Annotated in this window: 14 protein-coding genes and 3 pseudogenes; 6 read left to right on the top strand and 11 right to left on the bottom strand. The window is 47.7% G+C overall.

Annotated elements, in window-relative coordinates; translation table 11 throughout:
* Positions 1 to 33: 33 nt before the first annotated feature.
* The 3 genes and pseudogenes from AB1E22_RS15105 to AB1E22_RS15095 form a co-directional block, all read right to left on the bottom strand.
* Positions 34 to 720 (bottom strand): RraA family protein, encoded by a 687-nt coding sequence (locus AB1E22_RS15105; protein ID WP_367596053.1) that lies wholly within the window; start codon positions 718 to 720, stop codon positions 34 to 36.
* Positions 721 to 927: 207 nt separating this feature from the next.
* Positions 928 to 1,032, bottom strand: a pseudogene (locus AB1E22_RS15100) (aldo/keto reductase); the annotation flags it as partial.
* Positions 1,033 to 1,071: 39 nt separating this feature from the next.
* On the bottom strand, positions 1,072 to 1,923 hold the full coding sequence (locus AB1E22_RS15095; protein WP_367596052.1) for an aldo/keto reductase: 852 nt from the start codon (positions 1,921 to 1,923) through the stop codon (positions 1,072 to 1,074).
* Positions 1,924 to 2,575: 652 nt separating this feature from the next.
* Here AB1E22_RS15095 and AB1E22_RS15090 point away from each other — a divergent pair.
* The gene (locus AB1E22_RS15090) at positions 2,576 to 4,036 is read left to right on the top strand and encodes an Eco57I restriction-modification methylase domain-containing protein (protein ID WP_367596051.1); all 1,461 of its coding nucleotides are present in this window, start codon (positions 2,576 to 2,578) and stop codon (positions 4,034 to 4,036) included.
* 29 nt (positions 4,037 to 4,065) lie between these two features.
* Here AB1E22_RS15090 and AB1E22_RS15085 read toward each other — a convergent pair whose 3' ends face one another.
* From AB1E22_RS15085 to AB1E22_RS15070, 4 genes and pseudogenes are all read right to left on the bottom strand, one after another.
* Positions 4,066 to 4,932, bottom strand: a complete 867-nt coding sequence (locus tag AB1E22_RS15085; RefSeq protein ID WP_367596050.1) for a hypothetical protein — start codon at positions 4,930 to 4,932, stop codon at positions 4,066 to 4,068.
* Positions 4,929 to 5,141 carry a helix-turn-helix domain-containing protein gene (locus tag AB1E22_RS15080; RefSeq protein WP_367596049.1) on the bottom strand — a complete coding sequence of 71 codons (213 nt, stop codon included), beginning with the start codon at positions 5,139 to 5,141 and terminating at the stop codon, positions 4,929 to 4,931. The genes AB1E22_RS15085 and AB1E22_RS15080 overlap by 4 nt, the downstream gene beginning before the upstream one ends.
* Positions 5,142 to 5,439: 298 nt before the next feature.
* Positions 5,440 to 6,389 (bottom strand): annotated as a pseudogene (locus AB1E22_RS15075) (bifunctional helix-turn-helix transcriptional regulator/GNAT family N-acetyltransferase).
* Between the two features lie 197 nt (positions 6,390 to 6,586).
* Positions 6,587 to 6,896: pseudogene (locus AB1E22_RS15070) on the bottom strand (hypothetical protein); the annotation flags it as partial.
* A gap of 122 nt (positions 6,897 to 7,018) precedes the next feature.
* Here AB1E22_RS15070 and AB1E22_RS15065 point away from each other — a divergent pair.
* On the top strand, positions 7,019 to 7,717 hold the full coding sequence (locus AB1E22_RS15065; protein WP_367596048.1) for a hypothetical protein: 699 nt from the start codon (positions 7,019 to 7,021) through the stop codon (positions 7,715 to 7,717).
* Between the two features lie 63 nt (positions 7,718 to 7,780).
* Here AB1E22_RS15065 and AB1E22_RS15060 read toward each other — a convergent pair whose 3' ends face one another.
* Both AB1E22_RS15060 and AB1E22_RS15055 read right to left on the bottom strand, forming a co-directional pair.
* Positions 7,781 to 8,269, bottom strand: a complete 489-nt coding sequence (locus AB1E22_RS15060; RefSeq protein ID WP_367596047.1) for a DMT family transporter — start codon at positions 8,267 to 8,269, stop codon at positions 7,781 to 7,783.
* A gap of 9 nt (positions 8,270 to 8,278) precedes the next feature.
* On the bottom strand, positions 8,279 to 8,713 hold the full coding sequence (locus AB1E22_RS15055) for a DMT family transporter (RefSeq protein WP_367596046.1): 435 nt from the start codon (positions 8,711 to 8,713) through the stop codon (positions 8,279 to 8,281).
* A gap of 98 nt (positions 8,714 to 8,811) precedes the next feature.
* Here AB1E22_RS15055 and AB1E22_RS15050 point away from each other — a divergent pair, with 98 nt between their 5' ends.
* Positions 8,812 to 9,762, top strand: a complete 951-nt coding sequence (locus AB1E22_RS15050) for a LysR family transcriptional regulator (RefSeq protein WP_367596045.1) — start codon at positions 8,812 to 8,814, stop codon at positions 9,760 to 9,762.
* A gap of 66 nt (positions 9,763 to 9,828) precedes the next feature.
* Here AB1E22_RS15050 and AB1E22_RS15045 read toward each other — a convergent pair whose 3' ends face one another.
* Entirely contained in the window at positions 9,829 to 11,382 is a 1,554-nt protein-coding gene (locus AB1E22_RS15045; protein WP_367596044.1) for an EAL domain-containing protein, read from the bottom strand.
* Between the two features lie 364 nt (positions 11,383 to 11,746).
* Entirely contained in the window at positions 11,747 to 15,229 is a 3,483-nt protein-coding gene (locus AB1E22_RS15040; protein WP_367596043.1) for a C2 family cysteine protease, read from the bottom strand.
* A 573-nt stretch (positions 15,230 to 15,802) separates the two neighbouring features.
* Between AB1E22_RS15040 and AB1E22_RS15035 the strand changes: the two genes are divergently transcribed.
* Genes AB1E22_RS15035 through AB1E22_RS15025 form a run of 3 tightly spaced genes read left to right on the top strand, consistent with a single transcriptional unit; the run spans position 15,803 to position 20,791 of the window.
* The gene (locus AB1E22_RS15035; protein WP_367596042.1) at positions 15,803 to 17,971 is read left to right on the top strand and encodes a type I secretion system permease/ATPase; all 2,169 of its coding nucleotides are present in this window, start codon (positions 15,803 to 15,805) and stop codon (positions 17,969 to 17,971) included.
* The gene (locus tag AB1E22_RS15030; protein WP_367596041.1) at positions 17,968 to 19,365 is read left to right on the top strand and encodes an HlyD family type I secretion periplasmic adaptor subunit; all 1,398 of its coding nucleotides are present in this window, start codon (positions 17,968 to 17,970) and stop codon (positions 19,363 to 19,365) included. The genes AB1E22_RS15035 and AB1E22_RS15030 overlap by 4 nt, the downstream gene beginning before the upstream one ends.
* Entirely contained in the window at positions 19,355 to 20,791 is a 1,437-nt protein-coding gene (locus AB1E22_RS15025; RefSeq protein WP_367596040.1) for a TolC family protein, read from the top strand. Before AB1E22_RS15030 ends, AB1E22_RS15025 begins: the two co-directional genes overlap by 11 nt.
* Positions 20,792 to 20,836 lie beyond the last annotated feature (45 nt).

The following is a 20,836-nucleotide window of genomic DNA, read 5'->3' as shown; positions in this document are numbered from 1 at the left end:
GACATAATTCCTCGCGAGCGACACTAAGCCAAATTACATCACGCCGAATTTCTCAAAAGCAGCGACGGTACTCATGCCATCCCGGATAGCTAAGCGGACTTCACTCTCCGTGGCGACTTTTTCCAGGGCCAGAGTAATGACTTGTTTTTCAACTTGCTGTGGAATAATCAGCAACCCGTCGCGATCGCCATACACGATATCTCCAGGATTAATACGCACGCCGTGGAATTCAATCGGTACTCGATAATCAATCACCTTACCGCGCGGCCCTTGATCCTGGGCGTAGGTCCCATGCGAAAAAGTAGGGAAAGCCAACTCAAGAATTTCGTTAGAGTCACGGACATATCCATCTAACACGGCACCTGCAGCTTTAAGGTGCATCGCTCGAGTCGTCATCAAACCGCCCCACAGCGCATACCGCAGCGAACTACCGGTAGTGATATAAACCTCGTTTTCCTGTAACGAATCTAGTGCTTCAAACATTATGCCAAACGGTTTTGTGCCTATTTCACTCCGCCCGGAAGTAGATGAAATTTCATATACATCCGCTTCCAGAACGGGCATTGCACGGCCTGCGACCACCATATCTACATGGAGTGGTTTTATTTGCGGAGCAACAAATTGGTGTAAATAACCGAGCGTATCGAGAATATCGCCAACCACTGCCGTAAATAGTTTGCTGCGCATTAGATGAAATAATTCACTGTCGTTGTTCCACATTACCTTAACTCCTGAGTCAGCCATCAAAACGTTAAAAGCATCGTTTTTTACAAGATGAACAAAGAGTAGGTGTATAGCCATCAACCTGTCAAACAGGTTGACAGGGTAATAAATAAGAAACCGATCATCGATCACAATTTAACAACATCAATTAACATCAATTAACTTATCGATAGCAAATTTAAGGCGGGAGTTTCTGGTGCGGGGAATGAGTTTGATAGCCTGACGGGCATCTGTCGCCGGGCCGGAGCCGTGGCTGAGCCCCAAGCAACCGAGCCCAGGCGCTGATACTTCGAGTCCGGATTTACCCAGATAACGTTTTTACATTTAATGAGGCCCTTTTATCCTGGCTTAAACGTCGAGTTTGCGGCCAGTCAGCCACTCCACCATCGCCGGATCACGGTGGGAGAAGAATGCGCTGGTGGCAGTATCAAGGGCGGCAATTCGCAGCATGTCTTCAGAATTGAGTTCAAAATCGAGAATATTGATGTTCTCTGCCATGCGCTCTTTTCGCACTGATTTTGCCAGAGAAACGACGCCGCGCTGGAAAATCCACCGCAGAACAACCTGGCCCACGCTTTTACCGTATTTATGACCTATCTCCGCTAATACAGGGTGCTGGAACAGACCATTTTTACCTTCTGCAAACGGTGCCCAGGCTTCAGGCTGAATGCCACGGCTTTGCATCCACGGAACGGCGTGCAATTGCTGATTGAAGGGATTCACTTCAATTTGGTTCACCGCAGGGGCAACTTTGTTGAAGGCCATAAGATCCGCCAGTCTGTCAGGATGGAAGTTACTGACGCCAATGGCGCAAATTTTGCCTGCCTGTTGCAGCTCTTCCATCGCACGCCACGCGCCGTGAACATCGCCGTAAGGCTGGTGAATCAGGTAGAGATCAACATAGTCCATTTGCAGACGGTTCAATGAACGTTCGAACTGCGCTTTAGCACCTTCGTAGCTGGTGTCCTGCAACCATAATTTAGTGGTTACAAAGAGCTCATCGCGTGCGATACCCACCTGTTTCAGCGCGTTCCCAACCTGGGTTTCATTCTGGTAGGAAGCCGCGGTATCGATAAGACGATAGCCCGTTTCGACGGCATCAATAACGGCTCTTTCGCATTCAGCGGCATCCGTCATCTGAAATACACCAAAGCCCAGCAGGGGCATTTCAATCCCATTGTTCAGTTTTACCGTTTGCATGACGTTATCCTTTAGCTGTTGTATTGGAAAAGCATAACGCAAAGCGATTTATTCGATTAGATGGGGTAAATCGCTAGGGCTTATTAGGTGTGTTCATTAATTGCAGGTGTCTTACAGGCTGCCTGGTACAAGGAGCTGACATTCAGTGATTCTGGAAAGCTATCATGCCGTGTTAATCCCCCCGAAAAAACGGTGTTGTTTGTTGGGATTTTTGGTGGTTGCTACTAGTTTTGTCATGAGTACCTCTAGTTAAGAGTTTACTCACTTAGCCCGTGTCCACTATTGGTGGGTATGAGCATATGATGATGGGTTTTATGACTACCAAAGATCATACTCTGGAGAAAAAGCGGTGAGGAATTTATCGCGTGGTCTGCGGATCGAACAGACAAAGACTACCGCCAGATTGTTTTTCGCGGCAGCTTGAGTCGCGGTGAAATCGCCAAGGGATACGGCATTGTCAAAGTAGCGTCATACTAAAATCAACAGATACAAATACTGCTAGTACAGCTTGAGAAGGGCCTGTTCCAGTGTGGGGTACTCGCGGGGTTGAAATACGCAGCATAAAGTAACCAAGTTATCATAAACTTGAAAGTTATAAAAAACACAGTAAAATGACGACTAAAAGTAGCACACTTAAGATTGAGCGATAAAAATGCACCAACATATTACGGATAAATCTTTTCAAGGTTTTTTTACAGACGCCCATGACCTTAGAAATACAATGATTACTTTGTTGGGGGATGTGTCTAATCAAAATATTATTGAACCTTGCTTCGGCGAGGGTGCATTTATAAAAAACCTAATCGGAAATCCTAAAAATATTGATGCTATTGATATTGATGAAAATCATTTTTTAAATGACTTAAAGATACAAAACTGTAATTATTTTCACGCCGATTTCATCGATTATTTTGTTCAACCAAATAATCGTAAAATTGTATTGCCTAATACTGAATATGATTCAACTATTTGCAACCCACCTTACGGTTTAAAATTCTCACAAGAGTATAGAAAACTGATAAAAAAAGCATTCCCTGATGTGTATGCTAAAGAATCTTATGCCTTATTCTTCTATTTTACTTTGCAGAAATTAAAAAAAGGAGGGCGATATGTTTTCATTATCCCTGATACCTTCCTTACGAGCACGCATTTGAGGTCTATGAGACATTTTATACTTGAATCAGCTAAACCAAGTCATATCATTCAGTTTAAAAGCAAGCGATTCGGCTCTGTTAACTTCGGTTACTGTAACATGTGCATTATCGCTGGTAATGTGGCCACCCTTAGTGCTGATAGCGAAGTTAATTGGATCGATGCAATTGACTCAAACCAACCTCTCTTACAATTGCTAGAAACGGATCATACTATTGTTCGTGGTGATTATTTTATTAATAACGTGGACAAAGCTTGGATTAATCCAAAATTATTTGAATTAATTAAGATATCTCGCGAAACTGTAACTCTGGGTGAGATTGCTGAGTGCAAAACAGGAATTTATACAGGAGATAACCAAAGATTTTGTGGATATGACTCCGAAAATCCTCCTAAAAGAATCAATGGTCACCCTGTTGATTGGAGCCTAGTAAATATAACTCCAACTGAGTTTGAGAAGGAACATGGTATAGATTCAGATATCGCTTATGTGCCTTTTTTTCGAGGAGGGCATAGAAATATCTTTGAAGATACAAATAGCTGTATTCGATGGGATCATGAAGCTGTCGCGTATTATTATAAAGATAAGAAGGCTCGGCTTCAAAACAAAGATTTTTATTTTAAAAAGGGACTTGCTATACCTATGGTTACCTCTGGAAGGTTAACAGCCTCAGAAATGGATAACTGCATTTTTGACCAAGGTGTTGTTGGTGTTTTCGCTAAAAGTGCAAGCTACCATGATTTTTTATTGATTTACCTAAATCACCCATTTGCAACAGAACAAAAGTCCCTAGTATCACCAGGGGCTAATAACTCCGCAAACTATTTGAAGAGAATTAACGTTCCTAAGTTGACCGAAGCTGAGCTGTTAGAAGCAAGCAAAATAGTCGAGTTAGCGAAAGTGCAAGGATGGGAAAAAACAGAAGACAAAAGAAATGATTTTATTTCCTCAGTCTTTTAAAAAAGTGCACTATATGCACCTTTTTAATATTACCAATCTAAATAATGAGCTAGATTGTTATTAACTAAGTAGTTCCAAAAGTTAGGCGATAGGTCATTCCTAAAATCAATGGCTTCTCGTCTAATTTCGCATATCCCTGCATTTGTCAGTTCATCGATTTTTCTATAAGCGGCATCCCCACAATGAACTTCCCAAAGGTTACTTCTGCGAATAGTCTCTAAATAGTTATTATTTTCGTTTTGTCTAACAAGAAATAGTAAATTGACATTTGGGTCCCAATGTTTGTAAGCTCGTCCGACGGCAATCAAACGAAGTGTATTTCCTTTTTCATTAGAACCAAAGCCACTTTTAAAGTCTATAATATGATTTCGTCCATTTAGATTGAACATTTCATCTTCAATCATATTAATCTCACCTACAAGTTCAAAAACACTATCTACATCATTTACGATATGGTGTTGATATTGATTCCCTTGGGTGTAATTTATTATGCGGTCTCTAAAGCTATTTCTAACCTCATGGAAACTTGGTGCTGAAATACGATATAGATTTGGCAATAGAGAATGATCCCATGCAGCTTTACAAAAACGCTCCCACAACTCTCCATTCCGTCGTGAAAATGCCATATACTCATATGGCCAAACGACATTCCGATATTCAAAGCTCATAACTGAATAACAATATTGGAGAAGCATAAATAATTTTGAACGATCTAAATGTGAATATTGAATGGGTAATATATTTCCTAAGTCATTTTTCACACTTTCAACCGCTTGATTTATAAGTGTTGACTTTCCACCATGTGGAATATTTTGAGCTTGTATATTTCTGGTGATAACCGTTAAATTTGAGTGAAAATAGGCAAAAATATCTTGTTTCAACTGAGTGTAATTCATTCAAAAAGTTCCTTAACTTCTATATCTAAAGCTGAGGCAATCTTATGGATATTTACTAGGCTGACGTTTCTTTCTCCACGCTCTATACTACCTATGTAAGTCCTGTCCAAGTCACATAAGCTTGCAAGTTCTTCTTGTGTTAAGTTCCGATTGTTTCGTTGCTTTCTGACAGCTAAACCAAAACAAACTTGATAATCATTCTTTTTCATAACAATCGATTACATCTAAAAGATGACAATAAGTCTACAGACTATGAGTAGCATTGAAGTGCAAAATGGGGGATCAAAGGTTATGGAATTTAGCCTAGGAAAGTACCAGACTTGTAATGGCGCACTACATTTGGTTACCGGGACAAATATGTTAATATCCGCTCCTCGCTCAAAGCAGCCCAAGATTTTCGAGAGGCACGTTAGTACCAGGAACGGACATGACCAGTTTGGAATGAGTGACTAGTCGAAACAATTCCGCAAAAACATCACGTCCAAAAGAGTAATTGGTTAGCGATGTTTAGTTAATTTTTCGAGTAAATTGTTGCTCAGTAATGGTACTGCCCCACTGATCGCCTTCCCATTCTTTCGACAATTCAAATCCGAATGATTCGTACAATCGTCTTGCCGCGATAAGTTTATTAAACGTCCATAATTGTACCGAAGTGAACTTCTGCTCATCACAAAAACGCATTGCTTCTACAATGAGTTTTCTGCCCAGTCCACTGCCACGACAGCCATCGTCAAGGATGAACCAGCGCAGATGCGCCTCATTATTTCCCAGATCCTCACCGTCAATAGCAACTGAGTCGACTATGCGCTCGTTCACCATTGCCAGCCAGATCTGATTACATGGCTTATCTAATCGCCCCGAAAAATCAGCAAGCCCTGCTGCAACCTTCGCTTCAAAAAAATTGCCCAAGTCATACTCTCTGGCGTAATAGCTGCCATGCATATCAGTAATACGGCCAATCATACCTGCATGATAACCAGAGACTATTTTGAAGTTGTTCTGCACTTTTTCTACTGAGTTTTCGCAACAGGCTTTCAACGCAATGGCATATGAAGAAAGGTTCTTTGATACAGCCACTTGGGTAGACGGATCAAGCTTACCGAGTGCTGCGGCTACCCGTTGGTCAGCGTAAGCGTTTATGTTCTGTACTGTCTCTCGACCCTTACCGGTGAGACTTATAGCTTCGTCCTGGCATCGTTAACGGAAGGGGTTTCTTCAAGTTCTCCGGCCTCGACAAGTTTAGCGAGCATACGGCTGACGCTGGACTTCTCCAGTCCCAAAATTTGCACCAGTTGAGCGGCTGTCATTGCCCCATGAGTTTCAACTTCAAGCATAGAGTGGACAGCTGAGGGGGGATAATTAGTTGCAGCTAGATTTTGGTTCATGAAGCCCAGTTCACGCACCATTAAACGTGAAGCCGCGCGTATGTTTTTTATGGTCTGTAATTCTGAAGTCATTTACTTAACCCAAAAATAATAGTTGCACCATACAACCATTTGACTATTGGGTTTGTCATTCCTCACTTCATGTCCGCTCCTCCCTCAAACCAGACCGTCACGTTCAGCAGCGTTTCGCCAGGATTAGGCCGCTTTATTTTTATAAAGCTGATGATTGTTTTGAGCGCTCAACACTGAAGGCTCAATACTACGTTTTTCTACTGCAAATCTTTTTCCTTCAGGAATTTACTGACTAAACCTGCCATCTGCACATTATTTAAATCAGAAAGCGGGAAGTGGGTATTTCCTTTAATCCCTATTTCAGGGAGATGCATAACCGTCACAGCCGGGCCGGATTTATCCACTACGGCAGACATGGCATCAGAAATAACATTGATATCAAATGGCCCTGTATTCGGAGTCATCTGGCGGAAATACTGATTGAGTGCATCTTTGTCGTGAGAGAACTGAACGTATTTAAAATACCCCGCCCCGACGCGGTTGATCGACAAGATAAGTTGAGAATCCACCTGAATACACGGTCTCATCGCGTTTGATATTTACGAGGCTATTTTTTTAGGACCCGCCCCGTTCCCATAACGTGATTTAATATTAAAACCTGTACTCAAATACATATCAGTAGGTCTGTCATGAACGCCATCAGTCTACAAAGCGAATACCATTCTGCTAATCAGAAAACACGTGCGGTCTGGCGGGAAAACCCTGACATTGGCGAAATCAAAAAAGAGAGTGACTACGATCCTGTCAAGTTTGCACTTGCAACAGGCATACAACCGCATATGCCCTACCCCATCGCAAATCTAATTCGCAAATTAGAACAGCTTATGGGGAATGACGGGCTTGCCGATATTCTTCCTGCCAGTGGTTTCCATTTTACCTTCTTGCCCCTGACCCTACCGATATACGAGGAAAGCGGGCCACTCCCCGCTAAAGTGAAGCACCTGACAGGCCTCTGGCGTCGATACCAGGCAAAACACATTGTTATCAGGCAGCTACGGCTGGTTGCATTACCCAGCCAGTTATTACTTGCGGGTATCCCCGATGACCCAGCGATTGCCATGCGCCAGTCATTCTGTGAGGAAATTTTAGCGTCTGAATGGAAAAATGAGCTGCTACAACGTCACGCCGGCCAGGCCATACCAGCACCGTTCTGGCACAGCACCCTTTTGCGTTACAGAGCGGCATACTTACCCGTCGTGCTGCGCGATTTTTTTTCTACGCACAAAGCGATTAATTTCGGAGATGTTTCGGGTGAATTGATATTAGCCAGAAGCAACTATAACTGGACAAAATTCTATCCTGTCAATGTTAGCGCTCTGGCAAAATAATTCATGGTGAACGGATCGAGATCTGCTCTCTCTTAGCGGCCCGGTATCCAACAAAAAGATGTTCTAGTCCTTTATGGCTGCCTGACCAAACGTCTTTTCCTTTGCGGCTATCGTTCGGCTGCTGGAGTAGATAAAGAACAGCGCGATACCCAGGCAGACGATGGCGCCGAGGCGGCTCATCGAAAACGGTATCGGCTCATTTCCCAGCCAGCCAAAATTATCGATAAGCATACTCATGGTTAACTGACCGAAAATCACCGCGACCGTGGCGACCGCCGTGCCAATACGCTGCACCGCCAGGACCATGATAACGATGTACGGCACGCCGAACATGGCCCCCAGCAGTTGCCATTTCGGGACATCCATCAGGGTGAGTGCATGTTTAGGCTCAAAGAAGAAGATCAGCAGACCCGTAACCAATGCCCCGACGGAAAACGTCAGGAACGCACTTTTGAACACCCCGACTTTGCTGCCCAATTGCCCGTTGATGGCGGCCTGAATACTCAACGTGGCTCCGCCCATCACCGCTAAAAGAATCATTATTATTGTCATATTGTTACCTTACCCTTGTGCAACCAGAACCAGCGCCGCAATGATGAAAACCAGCGCGATGATGCGTTTGCTGTCAATTTTCCGCTGTGGCGTACCCAGCAGGCCAAAGTGGTCAATAATCAGGCTTTTAAATACCTGTCCTGCAAGGATGCCAATCATCGTCATGGCGATACCAATCGCGGGGGTGACAACGGTTAAAATGATGACGTAAATAGGGCCGAGTACGCCTCCTGACAACTGCCATGAGGGTTGTGAAAAAAATGACGGGCTGTTGCGCGGGCTGAAAAACAGCATCAGGAGAAATGTCAGTCCCGCCCCCACCCCAAAGACGCTGAACGTTGCCCATAAATCACCGACCTTCCCGCCCAGCGGCCCCAGCAACCCTGCTTCTACGGACAGCCCCATGCCTCCAGCGATAACCATTAAAATCAATATAAGTTGCATAGCTAACACTCTTCGTTATTCAGGCGGGGAAGACTACGCAGATTCTTATATGAAAAAAATGCCATAATGTAAGAAACACCTGTGCAGGATATGCATCAATGTATGACATCAGAAACATGAGTATTCGCTCGCTGCTTATCTTTATTGATGTGTACGAAACGCAGAATTTTTCCGTGGTTGCCCGCCGGGAGGGAATTTCAGCCTCGCAGGTTTCACGCGTCATTCATCAGCTTGAAGATGCACTCGGTCAGCAGTTTTTTTACCGCAACACGCGGGCCATCATCCCAACGGAGAGTGGCCATCTCTTTATCCGGCATGCCCGGGCGATGGCGAGTAATCTTGAGGACGCACGACGGGAGCTGGATGAGAGATCGCTGGAGCCTTCCGGCTTAATCCGAATCAACGCTCCGGTGTTTTTCGGGCAAAGGCACGTAGCACCCGCTCTTCCCGGCCTGGCAGAACGTCATTCCCGGCTCAGTATCGACCTTACGTTAACCGATGATTATATCGATCCCCACAGAGATGCAGCCGATGTGATCTTTCGCATCGGTATGCTTACTGACTCCTCTTTTCACGCGCGCGTGTTCGGGCAGCAGTTTTATCACCTCGCGGCATCTCCAGAGTATCTCCGTAAGCATGGTACGCCTGAGAGTCCGGACGACCTTAATCGCCACAAATGCCTTGTCTATCGAGGATCTTCTGGCCCTAATCGTTGGTTGGCGCGACAGCCTGGCCGGGAGTGGGTTCACTATCCTGTTTCGCCGCTGATGTTATCCAACAATGCAGAAACGCTGCTTATCGCGGCATTGGGCGGCATGGGCATCGTACTTTTTCCGGACTGGTTAATTGGGGAGCGGTTACAAAGCGGCGAGTTGGTTGAACTCCTGCCTGATATGGACACCTCCATCAAGACGGAGCCACAGAACATTGCGGCGATCTATCCCAACGCGCGGCACCCGCCTCTGAGCGTCAGGGCGGTTATAGATTACTATATTGACGTCTTCGGTAAGCCTCTTTACTGGCAATCAGAGGTCGGTGCTCGCCGGTGAACGGGGCTCTGCCCCCAGTTTGCAAACGCTTCCAGCCGGGCATGACATGACCGATTTATTGAGGCGTTACAAATCGTTATTGAGTAATTCACCGAACTTCAATAAAGGAACCGGCTTGTGGTAGTAAAAGCCCTGTAGCTTATTCACGCTGTGTTTTATCACATAATCAGCCTGCTCTTTATTTTCAACACCCTCGGCAACCACATCTATTTCCAGTTTTTTTGCCATATTGATAATAATATCGACTAAAGAAGCGGAAACCGATGGCGTACCAATAGTATTAATATATGAGCGATCGATTTTAAGAAAATCGACTTTAAAGGCTTTCAAATAGTTAAATGAAGCATGGCCGGTACCAAAATCATCAATGGCTATTTTAACGCCCATATTATGTAACTGCTTTAAAAGCTCATCCGTCAGTGGGGTTTGCTCAATCAGTTCCCGCTCCGTTATTTCCAGACAGAGTGAAATAGCCTTTTCAGGGAAGGGATTCAGGAAGTTACGGCACTCTTCTGCAAGCCTCATATCTTGAAAATGAAACTTACTGATATTGATACTGAGAACAAAATCCGCAGGAAGAGCCTCCAGATTTTGTAATAAGAAATGCTGTAATGGCTGCAATAAAGAAGAGGTCATCGGCACGATCAGGCCACTCTCCTCTGCGGCAGGGATAAAGATATCCGGGCTGATGATTTTATTGTCTCTGTTTTGCCAGCGCATCAATACTTCAGCCCCACAAATTTTGCCGTTTTTATCTACAACACCCTGTAGCCATGGCATAAATTCATTTCTTTTTAATGCCTTGCGAAGTACTGTTTTTGTCTTGTAGGGGCGCGATAAAATTTGATATATAAATATTGCGCACAGTAGGCTTGCCAGGGCAACGCTGCTTATTACGAACCAATATTCGGACCAGAATTGCTTCCATAAGGACGAACCTTTAACACCCACAATAATATTCACCGGCATTCTGCGCCCCTGCAATGAGGTGACAAAATTAAGCTCCGGTAAAATTGTGTTATGCACTTCTCCACTTCCTTCAATCCAGCTATCGCCGACTTTTAAGTACGAAACTAATTTACCCGCCCTGTTATTCATTATTTCCAGCATATTTTGCACGTAACGACCATCTATAATCGTGACAATACCCAGATTATTTCTATCGATACGAAGAGCAAATAACGGCACCCCTTTCGTGACGAAACGATCGGTAAATAACAGTATATGGCGTGTGTAAAATTTATCAGCAGTACGGATTGGCATGCCCACCACCTCCGGTGCTGATGAGCAGTAAATTTTCCCGTCCCGAAAAACACTGGTATTACGCAGATAAAGCCCCTCAGCCACCACATTTTGCATCTTTTCGATCATCTTTTTAGTGCAGGGCTTACCCAGCAGATCGCTGATCAAAAGAGAGGTGTTTTCTGAATGAACAAGAATATTTTCAGTTTTATTGATTAACTGATTCGCTAAATCAGAAGTGCTTGCCTTCATCGTTTTTACAAACTGGTAGTGGAGTAACGAGAGACCGGAACTGATGAGAACAATGAATAAAAGTAGTGAGATAAATAAACGTGCATAAGGATTGATGATAATGGGTCTGACTAAGGGATTGCTCATGGTATCTCTGAATGGACTGTATTTAGTTTTTGTATTTTTTTCATTCATCTAAACAGTCTAAAAAAAGCACGTTTGACACACGGAATGGGCGAAAGACTTGCTTAAAAACTCACTGCGGAAATGTGTACTTTAAATGCATAATTAACCACATTATCAGTACGTCAATATAATGGCAATCGTGAAAAATGTGCTTTTTTACACAATTTCCTCTGTATAACCTCGTTTGGATCGGGCCTTCAATGCGTTGATAGTTATGAAAAATGATAGCTATGAAAAATTATCGATTCAATTAGTAACGCTGGGGCACCAAGCCTGAATTAATAATATCCCCGCTCAAACGAGCAGGGATATTAAGCCTTAGCGATTAAGCGTGCGAAGCCGCGAGATTGCCGTTATTCACATTGAGTGCCAATGCGCGGGTATCGAGTGCTGCGGAAGGTGACGGATTCACCGCCGCCATGGCGTGAACAAGCTGCCCGGCAGCGTCAGGTGCTCCATTTGAATTGACGATGGAAATCCCCGTGCTGAAATTACCGCCCTGCCACATTTGGTCCATTGACGCTTCAAATGTTCCCTGAACATTGTCATTCCGGAACGCGCCCCATGGGTTGGAAAGAATAAAATCATTCGTTACGTCATCAAAACCGATGATCGCAAATGCGTGTCCACTGACAAAGTTGGTTTGCCCGGTAGTCGCATTTTTTGAACTCTCCCAACTGGAAAATTGCACCGGTTGCCCGTTGAGCACCGCGGTTTTCAACAGCTCATAATCCGTGGTGTTCCATTTGTCCTCGGTGGTATATAACGCTCTGAATGTGGTGTAGTTATCACCCGTGATCTCCTCAAGTTTATCGTAGCCACCCGGCAGACTTGAGTAATCATTCGTTTCATTCAAATACGTCGCTTCAAAATCAACGTTCGCGCGTTCGACAATCGCCGCCCAACTCGAGGTGGCTGAACTTGTGCCACTGCTATAAGCATTGCCATCGACAGTCACCCAATGCGCCACGCCGTCTTTGAAGAAACGCACGCTGTAGGTATCGTTCGGGTTCTGAACAATCATTGATTTGATAAAATCAGGGGAAGCGTCCACGACCGCCTGAAGCGCCGACAGGAGCGAACAATCTCCAACCCCGCCCTGCTGAATATCATTAATTGTCGGGCCACCTTTAGCGAACACCGGACGCCCATCAACATGATCGGCTGAGGAAGATTTCGGGTCGTTCGCGCCATCAAACCAGTTAGAAATTAGCTGGTTAAATTGCACCGCTGACGAACCTACATTCAGGCTGCCAATTCGCTCCCCGTCACCGGTCGCACTCCAGTAAACGGATGCGCCATTCGTGCCAATCATGCCATTCACCAGGGAATAGATGGCCGAGTCAGTCCCGCAGACATTGCCAATTTCCTGCACATAATTTTTTATATCGTTGTACTGGCTTTCGGTGAGGTCACCCGTTAACTGAGAGGCTAAATCTTTAAGAGCGGACTCGATCGTCGTAAAGCTGAACACTGAAAGATCGTTGGTCACGACGTTATGCAGGCTATTTTTCAGTATCGGGTCGTGCACGCTATCAACCAGTGAGAACCCCGCCTCCACAGATTTGTTAATTAACGCCTGCTGGCCTTCCGGCAGCAGAGCCTTTTGCTCGGGAGAGAGCATCGGGGAAAGCGTTAACAACTGGTCTGTAGTCAACGACGACACCAGGCCAACCAAATCAGAGAAATTGTTTAAGGCCAGGAAGTGCCGGTAATCCAGACTGACAAACGCAACGGGGTTAAGAGTCGTCAACTGCCCCGCGGTTAATGCATGGAAGGCATCCAGGCTCAGGTTGTTAAGGAATGTGCCTGAAAAACCGGATAAATCATTGCCAAAGGCTTGCATCTGCGTGGCAGAAAAACCCTGGGTCGCAGCCGGTGAGATCCAACTGAGGTGCTGCAAAGCCTGAATTTGTTCAGCGCTTAATGAGGCAATTTGCTGTGCAGTCAGCCCCTGATATTCCGTTTTAGATAATTGCGTGATAGACGAAACGGAGAGCTGGGAAATATCTAAATGCCCGAACTGTTCACTCGTCAAAGCGTTCAGATGCGGAGCGACTGCGACTTGTGCAGCCGTTAACGCCGCCAAATGGTCGTTATCCCAGTGTGTGAAATTGTCAGTCTGAATATGGCCAAGCTGATCGGCCGTAATCCCTTTCACCGCATCCGGGCTTAGACTGTTAAACCAGACGGAAGAGAAGAAGTAGAAGTTATAGGTAATCCCGCCAACCTGATCCGCGGTTAATTGAGCCCGGCGCTCGGCGTCCAGACCATTAAATGCATCGAGGAATATATGGCTCATACTCTCAGGCTTTATGGCCTGGAAGGCTTCTTTAGTCAGGTGGTTAAACCAGCCAGGCGAGAACCAGTAAAAGTTCTGAGTGCAATTCTTAATCTGATCGGCCGTAAAGCCGGAAGCGGCATCATCAGTCATCCATCCCGCATGGCCCATCGCATTAATTTGCTCAGCGCTTAACGTGGCAATTTGATTTGCCGTCAGGCCTTTATATTGGGTATCACTAAAATTACCAATGACTGACGTTGGCATTCGGGAAATATCTAACAGGCCAAATTGCGCGCTGCTCAGTTTACCGAAGCTATTCATGCTACAGACCTGATCTGCGGTCAGGGCGTGCAAATGCTCGTTATCCAGCGCCGCGACCGTCTGCGAGGAAAGCTGGCCCACCTGCGCAGGTGTCATCGCCTGGAATGTTGCAATGCTCAGGTTGTTAAACCACTCCGCGCTGAACCAGTTCATCCCGATACTGATGTTTTGCACCTGTTCTGGCGTGAAAGCGCTGGCGGTCGCATCGGACATCCACGAAGTGTGGGCCATCGCATGGATTTGCTCCGGGCTTAATGTCGCAATCTGCTGAGGGGTTAGCTTCTGGTAAACCGCCTTGCTCATTGAGCCAATAGCAGAGGTTGAAAGCCCGGAAAGATTAAGCCCCGCAAATTTATCCGCGCTTATCGCTTCAAGCTGGCTGGCCGTCAGGGCGGAGTATTCACTTTCCGTCAGGTTTTTCAGCGTCGAAGCCGGCAATCCTGAAATGTTTAACAACCCAAACTGCGCACTGCTCAATGCCTCAAGGTGGGTAATGGCACTGACCTGTTCTGCGGATAATGCCGAAAGATGCGAGTCATTCAGGCCACCGAGGGTTTCAAGGGTAAGGCTGGCAATGTGCGTTTTATCCAGCGCGCTAAAGTTCGCGCCAGTAAGCTCATTCAGATGGGCGGCGGTAATCGCCTGGAAAGTCTGGGTATTAAGATTGTTAATGAAGGTTGAAGAGAACCAATAATAGGTCGTGATCCAGCTTGCCATTTGCGTCGCCGTCAGTGCAGCCGCATGGGCACTATCGAGCTTAGAAAGATTGGCTCCGGTCAGCCCGTTCAACTGAGCGGGCGTAATCGCCTGCAAGGCCGGAATCGTCAGGTTGTTTAACCACTCTTCGTTAAACCAGTAAAAACTCGCCTTAATCGCCGAGACTTGTTCAGGTTGCAGGGCGGATAAATGTTTAGCATCCAGGCCGCAAAGCGTATTCGCGGTCAGCTCCGCCATTTGCGTTTGTGTCAACCCTTGTATTGCCTCTGTACTGAGGTTATTCAGCCATCCAGCACCGAACCAGTACATACTGATATTAATGCTCGCCACCATTTCAGGTGTAAATCCAGCCGCTGCGGCATCCGGCATCCACGAAGTATGATTCATGGCGTGAATTTGGTCCGCCGTCATGGTACTGACGAAATCAGCGGTCAGTCGTTCGTAATCAGATTTGCTCCATGAACCAATCGAATTTAGGTCGGGCATGGGGGGAATATTTTGTATGGAATCAGGCACAGCAGAACCTCTTACCGGAATGGATAATATTTATTAGAAGTGAATAACCATCTGCATATAAAACGCATGGCAAATAGTTAAAGATTAATCCGACACACATCTTTTAACTGATTGAAAGAAAAAAGATGAGTTCAAATAAATATTATCAATCAACATCTTTACCAGCAGCTTTTATTTTTGATCAAAATTTCAACACAATAGAGCAAATAGTGATATTTCAAAATAAGACAACACTTACAAGCATTAACGTGCATTTACTAAAATAAACAACTTTGTATTTTTTCTGATCTGTTATGACAAATTAATGAGAATAAAATTAAAAAAACCACTATTTATTTATCAGAAAGAACACAAGTAACGCACCATTTTTCAACACTCGCGCAGCATAATAAAACCCGTAAATGTCTAATTTTGTTTATTTTTTAATGCCTACACCATTTTGACAACCCCCAGAGCCTGTGATATTTAATCGCGCATATTTTATATCCTTGATAATGACTGGTTTGTTAATAAATATGACTTCTTTGCCTTCGGCGGTATCCCATGGATAGCGGTTTTTTCTGTTTGCAGGTCATTGGCGCCTTTCACCAGATCGCTGTCGACAAAATAAACCTTCAGCATAAATTTGCCGGTCATCTTGAAATATCCCCTGAAGGGCAGCCCATTTTTGGCCAACAAGCCCTATTATTGGCAGCGCAGGAGTTAGGGCTTAAAACTAAAGTAGTGCGCCAGGACCCGCGTCGAATGGATAAAGCCGCATTACCGGCGGTCGCACGCCATCGTGACGGGCGATATTTTATCCTCGGGAAATATGACCCAGGCAGTAAGAATGAAACTCATCTCGTAAAACCTCGCCTGCTGATTCAATATGAAAACTGCCCGCCTGAATTTATTTCCATCGATGAATTACCCGATGTATGGACCGGGGACGTTATTTACTTCTCAAGCAAAGTAAATTTCAGCGGTGCCTTGGCCAAATTCGATTTCACCTGGTTTATTCCGGCCCTGATTAAATACCGGCGTATTTTAGGGGAGATCATGCTTATCTCCCTGGTGCTGCAATTAATCGGCTTAGCCACGCCGCTGTTCTTTCAGGTGGTCATGGATAAAGTCCTGGTCAACCATGCGATGAAAACCCTACACGTGGTTGCCATTGGTCTGGTTGCCGCCAACCTGTTTGAAGCCTTATTAAGCGGCATTCGCACCTGGGTGTTTGCCCATACCAGCAGCAAACTGGATGTTGAACTCGGCGCGCGCCTGTTTCGCCATATGCTTAATCTGCCGATTGCTTATTTCCAGAGCCGCCGCGTCGGGGACTCGGTAGCGCGAGTGCGCGAGCTGGAAAATATCCGTTCGTTCCTGACCGGCAATGCCATCACGGTGGTGCTCGATATTCTCTTCTCCTTCGTTTTTCTCGCGGTGATGTTCAGCTATAGCGTGAAATTAACGCTTATCGTGATTGCCTCCATCCCGCTGTATGTTTTGTTATCCGTGGTGTTCACCCCGGTACTGCGCCGCCGCCTGAATGAAAAATTCAACAAATCGGCGGAAAACCAGTCCTTCCTCGTGGAAACCATCAGCAATATCGACACCGTCAAAGCGATGGCGGTGGAGCCACGCTGGGTAAAAAACTGGGACGACCAACTCGCGGGCTACGTCACCTCCGGGCTGTCAGCCACCAATATTTCGACCATCGCCAGCGGCGGCATTACGCTGATCAGCAAACTGGTTACCGCCGCCATTATGTGGGCTGGCGCCACTCTGGTGATTGATAACCAACTGACCGTGGGGGCTCTGGTGGCATTCAATATGCTCGCAGGCCAGGTGTCACAGCCGATTTTGCGCCTCGCTCAGTTATGGAACGATTTTCAGCAGGTGGGGATCTCCATGAGCCGTCTTGGGGATATTTTGAACACCCACCCAGAAGTCGTGGATCAGAAATCGCGGCTGCCGCGGCTGTCCGGGGCCATTGAGTTCGACCAGGTGACGTTCCGCTATCGCCCGGATGCTTCCGAAGTGTTGCGCCAGGTAAGCCTTTCGATAAAACCAGGGGAAGTGATAGGTATCGTCGGGCGTTCCGGTTCCGGGAAAAGTACCCTGACCAAACTGGTGCAAAGGCTGTATATCCCCGACCGTGGCCGCGTGCTGCTGGACGGGCACGATCTGGCGGTCATCAACACCACCTCGCTCCGACACCAGATCGGCGTGGTGCAGCAGGAGAACAATCTGTTTAACCGCTCGATCCGCGCCAATATCGCCCTGACGAACCCAACGCTGCCTATAGAAGCCGTGATGGAAGCCGCGAAACTTGCCGGTGCGCATGAGTTTATCTGCGAGCTGCCGGAAGGTTACGACACGCTGGTCGGAGAACATGGCACCGGCCTGTCTGGCGGGCAGCGCCAGCGCATCGCCATTGCCCGCGCCCTCATCTCGAACCCACGCATTTTGATTTTTGATGAGGCCACCAGCGCCCTGGATTATGAATCCGAAAAAATCATTCAGGACAATATGCGCCGTATCTGTGAAGGCCGCACTGTGCTAATCATTGCGCACCGTTTATCGGCGGTGCGCGAAGCCAACCGCATCGTGGTTATGGAGCGCGGGCAAATTGCCGAAGTCGGCCATCATAACGACCTGGTTCGCCAGGCTGACGGCATCTATGCGCATTTGTATGCCCTGCAACAAGGCCCGGTAAGAGAGGTCTGCGTATGAGCCTGAGATTACGCCACACCGCCTGGTGCGAACTGGTGAAACGCTACCGCTCGCACTTTGCCTATTTCTGGAAACAACGCCATGCGCTCACCCCGCCCGCGCTGAAAGCTGAAGAGGCGGAGTTTTTCCCGGCGGCTCTGGCGTTGCAACTGGCTCCTGTGTCACCCACCGCCCGCTGGACGGCACGCCTGCTGATGGCGATCATCGTTTTCCTGGTGCTATGGTCCGTGTTCGGCAAGGTCGACATTATTGTTTCCGCCAGCGGGAAAATCATCCCCTCAAGCCACGCCAAAACCATCGCCTCCGTGGAAACCGCTCGCGTCTCGCAAATCTACGTCACAGACGGGCAGACCGTGCGGGCAGGCGCCCCACTGCTGGTTCTTGATACGCAAATTATTGACCACGAGAAAATGCGTGCCGCAGTAGGCCAGGACACCGCAGCCCTGCAGGTGGCGCGCTCGCGTGCCCTGCTGGCCTCCCTTTCAGCAAATAAATTTACTGAACTGAGCGACGCCGGGAACATCGCCGCAGAGAAAGTCGCCGATGCCCGCCGCCAGCTTGCCAGCCAATGGCTGAGTGTGGAAAGCCGGTTGCAGGATCTGGACGGGGAAATTAACCGCTACAGCCTGCAATTGCCTCTGGTTCGCGAGCGGGCGCAGAACTACAAAGATCTGGCGCAAAACCATGATGTATCGGTCAGCTCCTGGCAGGAAAAAGAGCAGGAAAAAATAGAGCTGGAAGGCAAACTCGCCGATGCCCGCCACCAGCGCGAGGCGTACATCGCCGAAACCCGTAAGAAAACCGAAGACGAACTTAACGAAGGGTTACGCCAGCAGGCCGAAGCGCATCAGGATGTCGAGCGAGCCGACGCCCATAAAACCCAACTCCAACTCACTGCTCCGGTTGACGGCACGGTGCAACAATTGGCGGTGCATACCCTCGGTGGCGTGGTGACGGCCGCGCAGCCGCTGATGGTCATCGTGCCGAAGCAAAATCAGGTCGAGATCGAAGCGATGGTGGAAAACAAGGACATCGGCTTCGTGCATAAAGGCCAGCATGCCGCGGTAAAAATCGAAGCGTTCGACTACACCAAATACGGCATGATGCAGGGCGAAGTGACCTATGTTTCACGCGATGCGATGAATGCCGGGGCTGCCAACTCGGGGGATAACCCGCCTGCCAGCCACGGCGAAAACGCCCCCAAAGCGCAGAACTCGCAGTACGCCATTCACATCAGGCTGGATCAGAAAACGATGGATATTGATGGCGAGCCCTCAGCGCTTCGGCCAGGCATGAGCGCCTCCATTGAAATCAAAACCGGTAGCCGTCGGGTGATTGAGTACTTCCTCTCGCCTCTGATTCAACACACCCATGAGAGCCTGAATGAACGCTAACAAAGTTTTAGTCTCTCTCTGCCTGCTCGGGCTGTGGCTCCAGCCTGCCGCTCACGCTGAAGAGCAAACAGGTTTCCTGGACGATCCGTTATTAGCGCACCCGGTACAATTAGAGAACGGCGCAACGCTGCCCGATGCCAGCCACATCCGTTGCTCCGCATCCGTGGACTTTACTCAGCCCCTGGCGCTGACGGACGCTGTCGATACCGCGCTGTGCAACAACCCGCAAATCCGCGCCACCTGGGCAGAAATTAAAATGCAAACCGGCGCGGTGGGTGAAGCCAGAGCCGCTTATCTGCCAACGATTACCGGCTCCGTCAGCCGCCTGCGGGACACCAACACCCGCCCGGCCACCGTTTTTGATCCCCAAACCACCACCACCAGCATCGGCAACCAGTATTACGGCTCGCTCAACTGGCGCTTATTTGATTTCGGGGGGCGTGCCGCTAACCGCGAAGCAGCGAATCAGATGCTGTTAGCCGCGATTGCCGGGCATGACGCGGCCTTGCAAAAAACCATGGCTTCGGTGATTCAGGCCTGGTTTGAAGTGATGACCAGCAAGGCGGTAATGGAGGCCCGTCTGCAGATAGCCGACCTGGCGCAGCAGACATTAAGCGTTGCCGAGCGGCGCGAAGCCAAAGGCGCCACCACTCAGGATGACACCTTGCAGGCCGCGACGGCGCTCGCCAAAGCGCAACTTAATGCGATGCATGCCCGTGGTGATTACCAGAAAAACCTGGCGCTGCTGAAACAGGAAATGGGCATCGACCTTGCGACGCCGATTCATTTACCCGCCCAACCCGACCGGGTGATCCCGTCCGATATCCACGATCTTGACCAGTGGCTGAAAGAGGCGCAAACCCGCCATCCGGCGATTATGCAGGCGCGGGCAAAATGGCGGGCTGATAAAGACAAAATCATTCAGGTGCGCTCGGAGGGTTTACCGACCGTCGATATGACGGCGCATATCTCACGCAACGGCTTCCCTAATCAGGGCTTATCCACTTCAGAGCAGACCGAAAAAGAGGTCGGGCTGACCGTTTCGATCCCTTTGTTTGATGGCTTTAGCCGCCACTACAAAATTCTCGAAGCGCGCGCCCAGGCCGAACAGAGCGAGGCGCAGCTTGCGGATACCACCGAGCATATTCTCACCGACGTGGTGAAAGCCTGGGCCGATGCAAAAACCGCCCTCGGCGTGCTGACCGTAAGCCAGCAATTACTCGACGCCGCTCAGGCCAGCGTTAACTCATCACGCCGCCGCTACGATAAAGATGTTGCGGATATTCTCGAAGTGCTCAACGCCCAGTCGGCGCTGGCAGATGCCCAACAGCAGCGCATTCAAGCCATTGCCGAGTGGCAGTCCGCCCGGTTAAGCCTGCTGGCAAATACCGGAATTTTGAGTCAGCTAACCGAGCCAACGCGATGAAGTGAATTTCGTTGGTATCAAAGATGGCATACCGCAAATATCAAC

It is taken from the genome of Buttiauxella gaviniae (genome assembly GCF_040786275.1).
Taxonomy (GTDB): Bacteria; Pseudomonadota; Gammaproteobacteria; order Enterobacterales; family Enterobacteriaceae; genus Buttiauxella; species Buttiauxella gaviniae_A.
The sequence above is the reverse complement of the archived record's forward strand: the minus strand, read 5'-3'. Positions and strand labels throughout refer to the sequence as shown.

Coding starts and splice junctions, on each gene's coding strand:
- AB1E22_RS15105 (WP_367596053.1), bottom strand. CDS start 720: ATGTGGAACAACGACAGTGAATTATTTCATCTAATGCGCAGCAAACTA.
- AB1E22_RS15095 (WP_367596052.1), bottom strand. CDS start 1,923: ATGCAAACGGTAAAACTGAACAATGGGATTGAAATGCCCCTGCTGGGC.
- AB1E22_RS15090 (WP_367596051.1), top strand. CDS start 2,576: ATGCACCAACATATTACGGATAAATCTTTTCAAGGTTTTTTTACAGAC.
- AB1E22_RS15085 (WP_367596050.1), bottom strand. CDS start 4,932: ATGAATTACACTCAGTTGAAACAAGATATTTTTGCCTATTTTCACTCA.
- AB1E22_RS15080 (WP_367596049.1), bottom strand. CDS start 5,141: ATGAAAAAGAATGATTATCAAGTTTGTTTTGGTTTAGCTGTCAGAAAG.
- AB1E22_RS15065 (WP_367596048.1), top strand. CDS start 7,019: ATGAACGCCATCAGTCTACAAAGCGAATACCATTCTGCTAATCAGAAA.
- AB1E22_RS15060 (WP_367596047.1), bottom strand. CDS start 8,269: ATGACAATAATAATGATTCTTTTAGCGGTGATGGGCGGAGCCACGTTG.
- AB1E22_RS15055 (WP_367596046.1), bottom strand. CDS start 8,713: ATGCAACTTATATTGATTTTAATGGTTATCGCTGGAGGCATGGGGCTG.
- AB1E22_RS15050 (WP_367596045.1), top strand. CDS start 8,812: ATGTATGACATCAGAAACATGAGTATTCGCTCGCTGCTTATCTTTATT.
- AB1E22_RS15045 (WP_367596044.1), bottom strand. CDS start 11,382: ATGAGCAATCCCTTAGTCAGACCCATTATCATCAATCCTTATGCACGT.
- AB1E22_RS15040 (WP_367596043.1), bottom strand. CDS start 15,229: ATGCCCGACCTAAATTCGATTGGTTCATGGAGCAAATCTGATTACGAA.
- AB1E22_RS15035 (WP_367596042.1), top strand. CDS start 15,803: ATGGATAGCGGTTTTTTCTGTTTGCAGGTCATTGGCGCCTTTCACCAG.
- AB1E22_RS15030 (WP_367596041.1), top strand. CDS start 17,968: ATGAGCCTGAGATTACGCCACACCGCCTGGTGCGAACTGGTGAAACGC.
- AB1E22_RS15025 (WP_367596040.1), top strand. CDS start 19,355: ATGAACGCTAACAAAGTTTTAGTCTCTCTCTGCCTGCTCGGGCTGTGG.